Source organism: Streptomyces parvulus (genome assembly GCF_014648855.1).
In the GTDB taxonomy this organism is placed as follows: Bacteria; Actinomycetota; Actinomycetes; order Streptomycetales; family Streptomycetaceae; genus Streptomyces; species Streptomyces parvulus.
In genome coordinates this window covers 235,672-249,206 of the sequence record NZ_BMRX01000005.1, presented here as the reverse complement: position 1 = coordinate 249,206, position 13,535 = coordinate 235,672, and the positions used below count along the sequence as shown (strand labels likewise).

Below are 13,535 nucleotides of genomic sequence, written 5' to 3'. Positions count from 1 at the left end.
GTGTGAGGCCGGTGCGTGCCATGGACATCTCCTTTCTCGGCGGACCAGCTCCGCAACGCGGGGTCGGCGTGGTCGCCCCCTTCGACTTCGCACTCGATCGCGAACTGTGGCGATGGGTGCCCGACGAGGTCTCGCTGCACATGACGCGGACCCCCTTCGTCCCCGTGGAGGTCAGCCTCGACCTCGCGCGGCTGGTGAGTGAGCACGAGACCCTCGGCGAGGCGGTGCGCACGCTCAACGCCATCGCTCCCGAGGTCGTCGCCTACGCCTGCACCTCGGGCAGCTTCGTCGGCGGCGTCGCCGGCGAGCGGGCGATGTGCGAGGCGATGACCTGGGCGGGCGCAGTCCCGTCCGTGACCACCTCCGGCGCGTTGCTCGACGCGCTGGCCGAGTTGGGCGTGCGCCGGCTCGCGCTGGTGACGCCGTACACCGTGTCCGTCACCCGGGCGCTGGAGGCGTACATCGCCGAGGCCGGGGTCACCGTCACCGGCTGCGCCTTCATGGGGCTGACCCGGCACATCTGGAAGGTGCCGTACCGCGACGTCGCCGAGATGGCGCGCCGGGCGGTACCGGCCGAGGGTGCGGCGGACGCCCTCTTCATCTCCTGCACGAACCTCCCCACCTACGACGTCATCCCGCAGCTGGAGGCGGAGCTGCGGATCCCGGTGATCTCGGCCAACCAAGTGACGATGTGGGCGGCGCTGCGCCGGCTGGGTACCCGTGCCGTGGGGCCTTATCAGGCGCTGACCGATCCGTCGGCGCGCACCGGCCCCGCGGTGCCGGGACCGGCCGGCCCCGCAGTGGCGGACATGCCGGGCGTCACGGACGGCCCGGAGACCGAACAGCAGCAGGAAGGGTGGACATGACAGCACTGGGATTCCTGTACCCGGGCCACTCCGGCGAGGACGACTATCCACGCATCGAGCAGCTGCTGGGCAGCGACATCCGGGTGGACCTGGTGCACACGGACATCGGGGAGGACGCGCACCGGGTGGACGCGCTGCTGGAGATGGGCTCGCCCGGAAGGCTCGCGGCCGGCGTCGAGGAGCTGCGGCTGGCCGGCGCCGACGCGGTGGTGTGGGCCTGCACCAGCGGCAGCTTCGTGCACGGCTGGGAGGGAGCGCAGGAGCAGGTGCGCGGCCTCGCCCAGACGGCGGGCCTGCCGGCCTCGTCCACCTCCTTCGCCTTCGTGCACGCGGTACGGGAGGTCGGGGCGCGGCGGGTCGCGATCGGGGCGACCTATCCGCAGGACGTGGCCCAGCTCTTCGCGGACTTCCTCGGCGCCGCCGGCATCGAGGTGACCGGCGTGGTCGGCTCGGGCATCATCACCGCGGCGGAGGTCGGCACCTGGACCGAGGCCGAGGTGCTGGCCCTGGCCCGCGCCGCCGACCGCCCGGAGGCCGAGGCGGTGCTCCTGCCGGACACGGCCCTGCACACGGCGGCCCACATCCCCGCCCTGGAGAAGGAGCTGGGCAAACCGGTCCTGACCGCGAACCAGGTCACCATCTGGGAGGGTCTGCGCCTGGCGGACCGCCGGGTCAACGCGCCGGAACTGGGCGCGCTCTTCACCCGGGAGCCGGTGGTGCAGGCCTGAGGAGGCCGCCGACCAGGCCGTGACAGACGAGAACCCCGGTCCCGCTGCTGCGGGGCCGGGGTTCTCCGTGGAGCGCTGGGCAGGCCTTGCACCTGCATTTCCCCACGGGAAGTGGGGCGTCTTTCCTTGGACCACCAACGCACTGCCCGCTCTTGGGGGTTGGCCCCCGTGATCAGGCAGCTTGAGCGTACCCCAGGTCCGGTCCGGGTGCACATCGGGAGCCGTGGGGGTCATGTATGTAGCCGTCGTTCAGTCACCTGAAAATACCTGAAGCCTTGTCAGGCCCCTTCCCGCGCCCTATCGTCACGCCGAGAAAGCGCTTTCCCGACTGTCGTATTGACATGATCACGACAGTGCCATCGTTCCGGCATGTGAAACGAAGGGGAGAACGAGGATGAGAAGACCCGTCGCGCTGCGACTCCAGGCGGCGCTGGGCACACTGGCCCTCGCCGCCGCGACCGGGGTGGTGCTGGCCATGCCCGAGGCGGCGGCCGCGGCCGGTGGCGCCACCGGCTACGCGACCCAGAACGGCGGCACGACCGGCGGCGCGGGCGGGCAGACGGTCCGGGCCACCACCGGCACCGCCATCCACCAGGCCCTGTGCGGCCGGGCGGACAGCGCCACCCCGATCACCATCGAGGTCGAGGGCACCATCAACCACGGCAACACCAGCAAGGTGTCCGGCGACAGCTGCAGCACCGCCGCCGACAAGATCGAGCTGAAGCAGATCAGCAACGTCACGATCGTCGGGGTCGGCAGCGGCGCCGTCTTCGACCAACTGGGCATCCACATCCGGGAGTCCAGCAACATCATCATCCAGAACGTGACGGTCCGGAACGTCAGGAAGTCGGGCTCGCCCACCTCCAACGGCGGCGACGCCATCGGCATGGAGAGCGGCGTCCGCAACGTCTGGGTCGACCACACCACGCTGGAGGCCTCGGGCGGCGAGTCGGCGGGCTTCGACGGCCTCTTCGACATGAAGGACAACACCCAGTACGTGACCCTGTCCTACAGCGTCCTGCGCAACTCCGGCCGCGGCGGTCTCATCGGCTCCAGCGAGAGCGACCGGTCCAACGGGTACGTCACCTTCCACCACAACAAGTACGAGAACATCGACTCCCGCAGCCCCCTGCTGCGCGGCGGCACCTCGCACATCTACAACAACCACTACGCGAGCCTCAACGAGTCCGGCATCAACTCCCGCGCCGGCGCCAAGGCCAAGGTGGACAGCAACTACTTCGAGGACTCCAAGGACGTCCTCGGCACCTTCTACACCGACCAGGCCGGCTACTGGCAGGTCGCCGGCAACATCTTCGACAACGTCACCTGGTCCGAGCCCGGCGACGACACCAACCCGGCAGGACCCGACCCGCGCTCCAACACCACCGTCTCCATCCCGTACTCCTACGCCCTGGACGACGCCTCCTGCGTGCCGGCGGTGGTCGCCGCCACGGCGGGCGCGAACAAGGGCCTCAAGGTGTCGGACGGCAGCTGCGCACCGCAGAACCCCGACCCGACCCCCACCGACCCGGATCCGACGGACCCGACCGAGCCGTCCCCGGACCCGACCGACCCGACCGACCCGCCGAGCGGCACCAACCTCAGCCTCGGCGCGGGCGCCGACGGCTCGTCCAAGGCGAGCGGCACCAGCTACGGCAACGTGCGCGACGGCGACCCGGCCACCCACTGGTCGCCGGCCGGGACGACCGGCTCGGTCTCCGTCAAGTGGCCGTCCCCGACCACCGTGTCCAAGGTCCGCGTCAGGGAGGTGGCGGGCTCCGAGGGCGCCATCCGGTCGTACCGGCTGGTCGACCACGGCACCGGCAGGGTCCTCGCCACCGGAACCGGCGCCGGCGTGGCCGGCTTCCCGGCGGTCTCCCTGACGAAGCTCACCCTGGAGATCACCGGCGCCTCGGGCACCCCGAAGGTCGCCGAGTTCGAGACGTACGCCGGGTAGCCGGCGGCGCGGTCCCGCCCGCGGGCGGGGTGTGTCCGGGCCGCCGCGCCGGGCACACCCCGCCCTCTTGCGCGGGCGCGGGACAATGGACGGTGGCCCACTCCGACGGAGTGCCCCCGCACCCCGGGGAAGGGCCGTCGTGACGTACGAGGAGGAGAAGACATGGCGGAGCCCACGCCGCGTCGGCACGAACCGCGGCTACGCCCCGCGCCCCTGCTCTTCGAGCCGGCGGAGGCGGCCGCCGATCCCGAGCACTTCTTCGACCTCGAGTCGATCGACGACCCCCGGGCCCTGCTGGAGCGGGCCACCGAGCTGACCCACGCCTTCCGCGCGGCCGCGGACCGGGCGATGGAGTTCCAGGCGGTCGCGGCGGCGCAGCTGGCCGATCCACGGCGGTTCGACCGGCTGACGGCCGCGGACATCGCCGCGCGAGCCGAGTGGACCGAGGACTACGCCAAGAAGATGGTGGAGTTCGGGCGCGACCTGATGCGCGGCGAACCGACGGAGTAAACCCTTCGCATATGCCAGAAGGGTGGGCAAGATACTCCCCTCCCCGCCCCCGTGTCCCCGATTCCGGCAACCCAGCGGAGCGGCTCGCTCACGCCCGGTAGATGTATGAGGCATGAGCAGCACACGCAACGCCCCGCCCCGCGTCTCGGACGTCACCTCGGACGGCGCCGCCTGGCTGGCCTCCGCTGGCGCCTATCCGCGCAGCACGCTCGCGCTCTGGGAGGAGCGGCCCGAGGCCCCGGTGGTCCTGCCCTGCGGCTCCGCCTTCGACGTGGTGAGCGCCCCCGCGATCTTCGGGCGCCGGATGCTGGACCGGCTGTGGGACGAGGGCCCGGGATCCGGCCCGGTGGCGGAGTTCCGGGGCCGGATGCTGCTGTTCGCCGCGCCGGGCACCGCCCAGCGGCTGCCGTCGCTGCTGGAGTGGGAGGAGTGGAGCGCCCGCGGCCGGGGCGACGGGCGGGCGGGAGCGGTGCCGCCGCTGCTGTGCCACGGCGCGGGCGACGCGGTCACCGTTCCGGCCGCGGCGGGCGGCCGGCCCGGCCGTTCCGGTTCCCGGTGGCTGGTCGCGCCGGACACCCGGATGCCGTGGCTCCCGGGCCCGGAGATCCTGCTCTGGGCGGCGGTGCGGGCGGCCCGGTCCGCGGTGCGGATTTCGATTTTTCCCTCCGCCGACCAGGATGCTAAGGTCTACGACGTCAGCAGGCGCCGCTAGCTCAGTTGGTTAGAGCAGCTGACTCTTAATCAGCGGGTCCGGGGTTCGAGTCCCTGGCGGCGCACGTTGGCGATGGCGAGGCGTGTTCGCGGAAAGCGCGAACCGGCCTCGCCATCGTTGTTTTTGCGCGGCTTCGCCGCGCGTGGCGGGGGCTTCGCCACCCGCACCCCCCCCGGATCCAGCGTCCGGCGACTGGTAGGCGCGGGGGACTCGCGTCCCGGGATTGGGGCTTACCCCGGTGTGGGGCTCACCCCGGTGTGATCTGCACCGTCCACGCGCCGGACTCCGAGCGGCCCTCCACCTCCACGCGCACGCCCTCGCCGGGGACCGTGAAGCTCTCGCCCGGGCCCACCGGGGCGTCGGCGAGCGGGGGGTAGACCGAGTCGGCCCAGCAGGCCTCGGTGCCGGGGTGGGCGTCGATCACCTCGATCGGCCCGCCGCCGGACTCCGCCCCGCTGCGCACCCGGTACACCAGCACCCCCGCCCGGCAGGCGGAGGCGTCGTTGCCGACCGGGGCCCGCACCTCGAAGGCGAGCACGCTGTCCGCGCCCGTCCGCACCACCGCGAGCTTCGTGCCCCGCCCGAGGCCGAAGGCGGGCGCCCCGGCCGCGCCGGTCACCATGACCCCGGGACCGGCCGCCAGCGGCTCCAGCGTGAGCCGGGTGGGCCCGCCGCCCAGCACGCAGGTCACCTGCCGGGGCTCCAGCCAGCCCAGCTTCCACTTGTGCCAGCCGAAGAGGTCCGGGGCGAGTCCGAACTGGCTGCCCATCAGGTCCCAGTCGCCGACGTGGGTGTCCCAGTCGCCCTTGCCATCCACCGGCCGGTGGTAGAGGTCCGGCAGGTCGAAGACGTGCCCCGTCTCGTGGGCCAGCACCAGCCGGTCCGGCGGGTGGTTCTCGAAGACCGTGACGACCCGCCGCACGTCGGTGCCGTCGGCCCGCATCGGGGTGTCCAGGTTGACCACCTTCGTGGCGTCGGAGTCCACGCCGGGCGCGTCCGGGTCCGCGACGAAGTAGACGACGTCGTACCGGGAGAAGTCCACGTGCGGGTCGGCGGCGCGCAGTGCGTCGCGCAGGTAGGCGGCCCGGTGCTCGGGGCGCCAGTCGCGCCGTATGGCGTACGAGGTCGACGGGCTCGGCATCGGGATCCAGTCCCGCATCGGGTGCGGGCGCAGCGTGAACGCGCCGTACGAGGCCTGCCGGAAGAAGCGGCTGGTGGCCGGGAAGTGGTCGGCGGCGAGTTCGGCCGGCGCCGTCAGCGGCTGGGAGTCCGGGAAGGACAGGAAGATCATCACCGCGTCCAGGGCGCGGGCGGGCCGCGGATAGGCGGCGTTCCAGGTGTCCAGGCCCTCGGAGTGGTGTGCCTCGGTGCGCTGGAGGGCGCAGGGCTCCGGGGAGAAGGGCTCGGCGACCGAGGGCGCGGTGATCAGGGAGGTCGCCGCGAGAGCCGACATCGTGGTGCACACCGCCGCCGTGCTGCGCAGGCGTGGCACATGAACCTCCGGGATGCGGTCGACGGGACACCGCACCCAGCTTGTGCATGATTGTCGTATTACGCCCTGTTCGCCTGCACCGGATGGGTGAGCCGCCCGTGATCACGTTCAGACCGCCCCGGCCGACACCCCGGCAACACTCACGGAACGTCACAACTGGTCGGAGGCATGAAGAACCCGTCCAGGTGTGAGCAGAAACGATCTCTCGGAGTGGCCGCTCGGTCCTGAACCCGGAAAGGCGGCTGGAAGGGCCCGGTGTCAGCCTCTATGATCGGCACACTTTCCTGCACGAACAGAGCACGAACAGAGATCGAGGCACTGCGGGAGCGAGCGGTGAACGGAACCTCCGAAGGGCCGGCGTCCGCGGCAGACCTCGACCGGTCGGCCGTCACAGAGAGTGACCAGAATCTGGCTCCTCGTACGGCGCGTGAGAGACCCGCGGCCTACCGCTCGGTGTTCACCGCCGCCCCCCTCGCCATGGCGGTCGTCGACGGCGAGGGCCTGGTCGTCAGCGCCAACGACACCCTCGGCGCCCTGCTCGGCACCGACCCGGACGCCCTGGCGGGCTGCGCCGCGGCCGACCTCGTCGACCTCGCCTCCGACGCCGGCATCTGGCACGCGTACCGCGAGGTGCTGCGCGGCCGCCAGCCCCGGCTGCGCTGCACCCGGCGCCTGAAGCGGGCCGACGGGCACTCCCTGTGGGCGCAGGTCACCGTCGAGCCGCTGGCCGACGCCGGGGACACCCCGGGCCTGCTGCTGTCCGTCGCCGACGTCAGCGCGCGGCGCGAACTGCAGGAGCGGCTGCGCCACCTCCAGATGCACGACCCGGTGACCCGGCTGCCCAACCGCGCGCTGTTCTTCGAACGGCTGACGGCCGCCCTGGAGGCGGAGACGTACGAGCACGGCGGCACCGGCCGGATCGGTGTCTGCTACCTGGACCTGGACGGCTTCAAGGCCGTCAACGACACGCACGGCCACCGGGTGGGCGACCGGCTGCTGGCCGCCGTGGCCGAACGGCTGACGCGGTGCGCGGAGGAGGCCGCCGGCGCGCGTGCGGGCGGCGCCCCGCTGGTGGCCCGTCTGGGCGGCGACGAGTTCGCCCTGCTCGTGGAGGACTCCACCGGCACCGAACAGGTCGCCGACCTGGCCGAGGCGGTCCTGGCCGCCCTCCAGCCGCCCTTCGAGCTCTCCGACCGCCGCCTCTCGGTCACCGCGTCGGTCGGCGTCGTCGAGCGCCACACCGCCGGCACCACCCCCACGGCCCTGATGCAGGCGGCCGACACGACCCTCTACTGGGCCAAGGCCGACGGCCGGGCCCGCTGGACGCTCTTCGACCCCGAGCGCAACGCCACCCGCATGACCCGCCAGGCGCTCGCCGCCACGCTCCGTCCCGCCATCGAGCGCGGCGAGTTCGCGCTGGAGTACCAGCCGCTGGTCGGCATGGAGGACGGCCGGGTGCGGGGCGTCGAGGCGCTCATCCGCTGGAATCATCCCCAGTTCGGCGTACTCGCGCCGAATCGGTTCATCGCACTGGCGGAGGAGGACGGCTCGATCGTCCCGCTCGGCCGCTGGATCCTGCGCACGGCCTGCCACCAGGCGCGCCGCTGGCAGCTGGCCCACCCGGACGATCCGCCGATCTTCGTCAGCGTCAACGTGGCGGTCCGCCAGGTCTGGGACTCCGACCTGGTGGCGGACGTGGCCCGCACCCTGGAGGAGACGGGCCTCGCGCCGCACCTGCTCCAGCTGGAGCTGACCGAGTCGGCCGTGATGGGCTCGGCGGGCCGCCCGCTCCAGGTCCTCAAGGCGCTCAGCGACATGGGCGTACACATCGCCATCGACGACTTCGGCACCGGCTACTCGAACCTCGCCTACCTCAGCCGGCTGCCGGTCTCCGTCCTCAAGCTGGACGGCGCGTTCGTGCGCGGGTTCCAGTACGACGCGGCACCGGAGGCCGACGCGGCCGGCGGTGCTCGCGCGGAGGCCGGTGCCGCCAACCCGGCCGACGAGGTCATCGTCGAGGCGATGGTCCAGCTCGCCCACCGGCTCGGCCTGACCGTCACCGCCGAGTGCGTGGAGACCTCCGACCAGGCGACCCGGCTGCGCCGCATCGGCTGCGACACCGGCCAGGGCTGGCTCTACTCCCGGCCGGTGGCGCCGGACCGCATCTCCGCGCTGCTCGGCTCCGCCGGGCCCGGCGCGGCCGGGGTTCAGGCGGCCGGCAAGCCGTAGGCGTCGGCGATCAGCTCGTAGGAACGCAGGCGCACGTCGCCGCCGTGGGCGTTGGCCGTGATCATCAGCTCGTCGGCGCCGGTGCGCTTCTGGAGGTCGTCGAGGCCGGAGCGGACCTCGTCGGCGGTGCCGTGGACGACGTTGGCGTTCCAGGAGCGCACGAACTCCTCCTCCATCGGGCTGAAGTCGTACGCCTCGGCCTCCTCGGGCGTCGGCACGAGCCCCGGCCGGCCGGTGCGCAGCCGCACCATGTTCAGCGCCGCCGCGAGCACCTGGCGGCGGGCCTCCTTCTCGTCGTCGGTGGCGAGGGCCGAGACGCCGATCAGGGCGTACGGGGCGTCCAGGACGGCGGAGGGCCGGAAGGAGTCCCGGTACAGGTCGAGCGCCGGGACGGTGTTCTGCGCCGAGAAGTGGTGCGCGAAGGCGAACGGCAGCCCGAGGGTGCCGGCCAGCCGGGCGCTGAACCCGGAGGAGCCGAGCAGCCACACCGGCGGCCGGTGCGTCGACTGCACGCCCCCGGGCGAGGTGGCCTGCACGGGCCCCGGCACGGCGTGGATGCGCCCGTACGGATGCCCGTCGGGGAAGTCGTCGTCCAGGAACCGGATCAGCTCGGCGAGCTGCTGGGGGAAGTCGTCGGCGCCCTCGTTGAGGCGGTCGGTGCGGCGCAGGGCGGCGGCGGTCGCCCCGTCGGTGCCGGGGGCGCGGCCGAGGCCGAGGTCGACGCGGCCGGGGGCCATGGCCTCGAGCGTGCCGAACTGCTCCGCGATCACCAGGGGCGCGTGGTTCGGCAGCATGACGCCGCCCGAACCGAGCCGGATGCGCTCGGTGTGGGCGGCGAGGTGCGCCAGGATCACCGCGGGGGAGGAGGAGGCGACGCCGGGCATGGAGTGGTGCTCGGCGACCCAGTACCGGTGGAAGCCGCGGTTCTCGGCGAGGCGGGCGATGTCCACGCCGGTGCGCAGGGCTTCGGTGGCGGTGCGGCCGGCGCCGACGGTCACCAGGTCCAGCACGGAGAGGGGGACGGGGGCGTTGCCCTGGGCGGTGCCCCGGATCTCCTCTGCGGCGTCTGCGGCCATGGCGGGGTGCCTCCTGTTGCTTCGTGACGTTGCGGGTCGCTCCGCCTCTTAACAGGAGGAGGTCTCCGGTTATTCCCCCCGCCTGCGGTAGCGGACGTGCGTGGTCAGCGGTGAGTGGAGCACCTCGACGGGCTCGAAGCCGAAGGTGCCGACGCCGTCGAAGAGCCGCTCGCCGCTGCCGAGCAGGACGGGCGCGATGTCGAGGGTGAGTTCGTCGATCACGCCGGCGTTGAGCGCCTGCCGCACCGTCGAAGCGCCGCCGGCGATGTCGACCCCTTGGCCGTCGGCGGCTTCGAGCGCCCGCGCGTAAGCGGTGTCGAAGCCTTCGGTGACGAAGTGGAAGGTGGTCCCTCCCGCCATCGTGATCGGTTCGTGCGCGTGGTGGGTGAGCACGAAGACCGGGGCGTGGTACGGGGGTTCGGCGCCCCACCAGCCGTCCCACGGCTCGTCCCACTCGCCCCGGACCGGGCCGAACATGTTCCGGCCCATGACGTAGGCGCCGCGCGGGCGCATCAGCCACTCGTTGGCCGTCGCGTCGGCCTCCGTCGCGCGGGGGTCGCCGATGTGCCAGCCGTGCAGCTCGTGGCCGCGCTTGCCCAGCGGATCGTCCCGGCTCTGCTCGGCGCCGGCGACGAAGCCGTCGAGCGAGATCGACATGTGGCAGGTGGTGTCGGACACGGGCTTCGCTCCCAAGGCAGTGGTGGCTGTGGGTGCCGTGGGGTTCGTGGGACCCCGCGGCACTCGTACAGACTGGCAGGGGCGGCCGAACTCATCGCGGCGGACCGGACCAGCCTGGACCGATCAGTCGACCGGCGACACCCGGATCAGGTTGCCGTCCGGGTCCGCGGCCACGAAGGTGCGGCCGAAGACCTCGTCGTGGGGCTCCTCGACCACCGTCACGCCCTTGGCCGCCCACGCGGCGTGGATCTCGTCGATGGCCGCCGCGGGACCCGGGACCATCAGGCCGACCTCCGAGGTGCGCGGTGTGCCCGGCGCGAGCCGGTCCGCACGGCCGCTCCAGAGGGCGAACAGCACGCCCGGGGCGACCTCGAAGGGGACGTAACGCGGGGTGGTGACCACCGGCTCGGCGTCGAAGAGGTCGGAGTAGAACGCGGTCGCGCGCTCGACGTCGCTGACGTAGACGAGGAAGAGGTTCGGTGCGGGCATGGCTGTCGGGCTCCTTCCGGGGGGCCGCTCCTCGGCCCCCGGCTCCCAGGCTCGCGTGAGAACCTGACAGGGATTGTCGGGTTCTCCTACGGAGGGACGAGGTGACCTCGCCATGAGCCGCCCCCAGCGCCTGATCGAGCTGCTCGCCGCCCTCCGGGCACATCCGCGGACCACCGCCGACGCGCTGGCCGCGGAGCTGGGGGTGTCCACGAGGACGGTGCTGCGCGACGTGCGCGCGCTGGTCGACGCGGGCATCCCCGTCTTCACCGAACGCGGCAGGTACGGCGGGATCAGCCTGCTCCCCGGCGACCAGGTGGACCTGGCGAAGCTGACCACCGGCGAGGCGGACCTGCTGCGGGCGGTCGGCCTCGACCTCGACCGGGCCCGCCAGCTCGGCGGCGAGGCGGCCGCCCGCTCGGCGCTGCGCAAGCTCACCCCGCGCCGCTCCCCGCCGCCCGCCCGGGACGACCTGCCGCTGGCCCTGACGGACGTGATCGCGATCGACAACCGGCCGTGGTTCGAGGACGCCGCTCCGCTGCCCGACGTCGCGGGTTTGGTCCGGGACGTGCGTACGGCGCGACGGCTGCGGATCGTCTACCGGAGCAGCGGGGCCGCGCTCGCCCGGGACCTCGTGGTCGACCCGTACGGACTCGCGCAGCGCGGCGGCCGCTGGTACCTGGTCGCCGACCACGACGGGCGGCCCCGCATGTTCGCGCTGTCGCGCCTGGAGCGCTGGACCGCGCTGGAGGCCGCCCGGAGGCTGCGGCCCGGCGCCGATCTCGCCGGGACGGCGCGCGAGTTGGGGGAGGCGCTGGAGAGCGGGGGGAGCTTCGTGGTCACCGCCCGCGTCGACGCCGGAAGCCTCGACCTCGCCCGCCGGATCCTCGGCGCCCGGCTGAGGTCGGCGGGCGAACCGGGGGAGGACGGGCGGGTCGAGGTCACCGTGGCGTACGACCGGGTCGCCGCGGTACGGCAGTTGCTGCAGTTCAGCGACCACATCGAGGTCGTCGCCCCGCGGGAGGCCAGGGAGCTGGTGCGCCGGCTCGCGGCGGGCATCGCCCGCACGCACTCCGGCTGAGCGCCCGCCGCGGCGCCATGTCCCCCCGGCCCACGGCCGCTACGGCGCCATGTCCTCCAGCGTGCGCCCGCTGGTCTCCTCCGCCCAGGCCGCCGCGATCAGCGAGCCCGCGACGGAGACGGCCGCCAGGGTCACGAAGACCCCGCCCAGCGCGCCGCCCGCGTAGATGGCGCCGACGACGATCGGGCCGAGGATGACGCCCAGGCGGTTCATCGCGCCGCCCACGCTGGAGCCCAGCGCCCGGATCCGGGTGGGGAACAGCTCCGGCGTGTAGAGGTAGAGGCAGATGTTGGAGCCGAAGAGGAAGACCGCGGCCAGGGACGTCCAGACCAGGATGCCCGCCGCCGAGTCCCCGCCCGTGAAACCCAGGAGCAGGAGGCACAGCGCGGCGGCCGCGGTGCACCAGATCACCGTGTTGCGGCGGCCGACCCGGTCCACGGTGAGCGCGACGACCAGACAGCCCGCCAGGCCCGCGCAGCTCGTCACCGTCGAGTAGAACAGCGCGGTGGACAGGCTGAGTTCGAAGTGGTCCTTGTAGATGGTCGGCAGCCATGACGTGATGCCGTAGTTCGCGAAGTAGCCCGTGAACCAGAGGGCTCCGACGACGAGGGTGCGCCTGCCGTACCTGCCGCTCAGCAGTTCGCGCAGGCCGCCGCCCCTGCCCGCGGCGGCCGGCCGGACGGGCGACGCGGGGGCGGGGGCGGGGGCGGGCAGCGGGGCGCCGGTGATCTTCTCGACCTTCCGTTCGATCGACGCCATCGTCGCCAGCGCCTCCTCGTGCCGGCCGTGATCGGCCAGCCAGCGCGGCGACTCCGGTACGCAGCGGGCGAGGACGAGGCACAGCAGGCCGGGGACCGCGGCCAGGCCGAACACCCAGCGCCAGCCCAGCACCGGCACGAGCCACGCGGCCAGGAGCGCGCCCGCGGTCAGGCCGGCCGGGAACACCAGCTCGTACAGGAGGACGAACCGGCCGCGCTGGTGGGCGCGGGTGATCTCCGCGATGAAGGTGGCGGCGATCGGCACCTCACCGCCGATGGCCATGCCCTGGACGAACCTGAGGGCCATGAACGGCTCGGGCGAGGTGCAGAGGATCAGGGCGAGGTTGCAGAGGCCGGACAGGGCGATGCACCCGGCGATCACCTTCACCCGGCCGATCCGGTCCGCGAGCCTGCCCGACACCAGGGCGCCGACCAGCATGCCGACCGAGCCGACCGTCATCAGGGCGGTGACCTGGGCCGTGCCGAGGTGCCACTCGGCCCGCAGGTCGGGCAGCGCGTAGGCGATGAGGAGCTGGTCGAAGGCCTCGAAGAAGGTGACGGCGCCGACGACGAGCCGGACCATCACCTGCCAGCGGCACAGGGGGAGGCGTTCGAAGCGGGCGCCGATGGCGGCCGCGATCCCGGCCGGATCGCCCTGCCGGCCGGGGGTGTCGCGAGCTGCGTCGATCGTCATGGTGTGGTCTCCGGATCCCGGGCGGCGGGGAGTGCGAGGGGTCCGCACGGGACGGTTCGGGCCGTACGGCACGGCGGAGCTACCGCGTGCCGGCGGCGGTGAGCTGGAGAGGCGCGGCGCCCTACTTGTGTAGGCGCTGAATGTCTCAGCGCTTAAGTTCTACCGGTAGCCCGCCGAGGTTAGGCAAGCCTTACTCCTGACGTCGTCAAAAATTCCCGAGGCCGGTCCCTTGCGGGGAAATTATTTAAGGCCTTAGATTTCGAGCACT

The 13,535-nt window shown here is 72.9% G+C and carries 12 protein-coding genes and 1 tRNA gene; 8 read left to right on the top strand and 5 right to left on the bottom strand.

The features are described 5' to 3' along the window. Positions 1-20: 20 nt before the first annotated feature. From IE108_RS11175 to IE108_RS11150, 6 genes are all read left to right on the top strand, one after another. Positions 21-866, top strand: coding sequence for a maleate cis-trans isomerase family protein (locus IE108_RS11175; RefSeq protein ID WP_064728051.1), 846 nt, complete (start codon positions 21-23; stop codon positions 864-866). After that, positions 863-1,594, top strand: a complete 732-nt coding sequence (locus tag IE108_RS11170; protein WP_064728050.1) for a maleate cis-trans isomerase family protein — start codon at positions 863-865, stop codon at positions 1,592-1,594. The genes IE108_RS11175 and IE108_RS11170 overlap by 4 nt, the downstream gene beginning before the upstream one ends. A gap of 394 nt (positions 1,595-1,988) precedes the next feature. Continuing rightward, complete coding sequence (locus tag IE108_RS11165; protein ID WP_064728049.1) at positions 1,989-3,551, top strand: pectate lyase family protein; 1,563 nt, start codon at positions 1,989-1,991, stop codon at positions 3,549-3,551. A gap of 162 nt (positions 3,552-3,713) precedes the next feature. Beyond that, positions 3,714-4,061: a DUF8844 domain-containing protein gene (locus IE108_RS11160; RefSeq protein WP_064728048.1), complete on the top strand. Its 348-nt coding sequence runs from the start codon at positions 3,714-3,716 to the stop codon at positions 4,059-4,061. Positions 4,062-4,173: 112 nt separating this feature from the next. Beyond that, on the top strand, positions 4,174-4,773 hold the full coding sequence (locus IE108_RS11155) for a bifunctional DNA primase/polymerase (protein ID WP_064728047.1): 600 nt from the start codon (positions 4,174-4,176) through the stop codon (positions 4,771-4,773). Beyond that, positions 4,764-4,837 (top strand) — tRNA-Lys (locus tag IE108_RS11150). The genes IE108_RS11155 and IE108_RS11150 overlap by 10 nt, the downstream gene beginning before the upstream one ends. A 183-nt stretch (positions 4,838-5,020) precedes the next feature. Here the strand turns inward: IE108_RS11150 and IE108_RS11145 are convergent. Next, positions 5,021-6,226 (bottom strand): M6 family metalloprotease domain-containing protein, encoded by a 1,206-nt coding sequence (locus tag IE108_RS11145; protein WP_064731770.1) that lies wholly within the window; start codon positions 6,224-6,226, stop codon positions 5,021-5,023. A 372-nt stretch (positions 6,227-6,598) separates the two neighbouring features. On the opposite strand from IE108_RS11145, the gene IE108_RS11140 reads away from it, so the two are divergent. Continuing rightward, positions 6,599-8,494: a putative bifunctional diguanylate cyclase/phosphodiesterase gene (locus IE108_RS11140; protein ID WP_064728046.1), complete on the top strand. Its 1,896-nt coding sequence runs from the start codon at positions 6,599-6,601 to the stop codon at positions 8,492-8,494. On the opposite strand, the gene IE108_RS11135 is transcribed toward IE108_RS11140, so the two are convergent. The 3 genes from IE108_RS11135 to IE108_RS11125 all read right to left on the bottom strand — a co-directional run bounded on the left by IE108_RS11135 (position 8,473) and on the right by IE108_RS11125 (position 10,737). Beyond that, on the bottom strand, positions 8,473-9,570 hold the full coding sequence (locus IE108_RS11135) for an LLM class flavin-dependent oxidoreductase (protein WP_064728045.1): 1,098 nt from the start codon (positions 9,568-9,570) through the stop codon (positions 8,473-8,475). The two genes, IE108_RS11140 and IE108_RS11135, sit on opposite strands and share 22 nt — an antisense overlap. A 69-nt stretch (positions 9,571-9,639) precedes the next feature. Beyond that, entirely contained in the window at positions 9,640-10,248 is a 609-nt protein-coding gene (locus IE108_RS11130; RefSeq protein ID WP_064728044.1) for a dihydrofolate reductase family protein, read from the bottom strand. Positions 10,249-10,371: 123 nt separating this feature from the next. Further along, on the bottom strand, positions 10,372-10,737 hold the full coding sequence (locus IE108_RS11125) for a VOC family protein (RefSeq protein ID WP_064728043.1): 366 nt from the start codon (positions 10,735-10,737) through the stop codon (positions 10,372-10,374). A gap of 112 nt (positions 10,738-10,849) precedes the next feature. Between IE108_RS11125 and IE108_RS11120 the strand changes: the two genes are divergently transcribed. After that, positions 10,850-11,815, top strand: a complete 966-nt coding sequence (locus IE108_RS11120; protein ID WP_064728042.1) for a helix-turn-helix transcriptional regulator — start codon at positions 10,850-10,852, stop codon at positions 11,813-11,815. Positions 11,816-11,854: 39 nt separating this feature from the next. Here the strand turns inward: IE108_RS11120 and IE108_RS11115 are convergent, their stop codons facing one another. Then, positions 11,855-13,267, bottom strand: coding sequence for an MFS transporter (locus IE108_RS11115; RefSeq protein WP_064728041.1), 1,413 nt, complete (start codon positions 13,265-13,267; stop codon positions 11,855-11,857). Between the last annotated feature and the right edge of the window lie 268 nt (positions 13,268-13,535).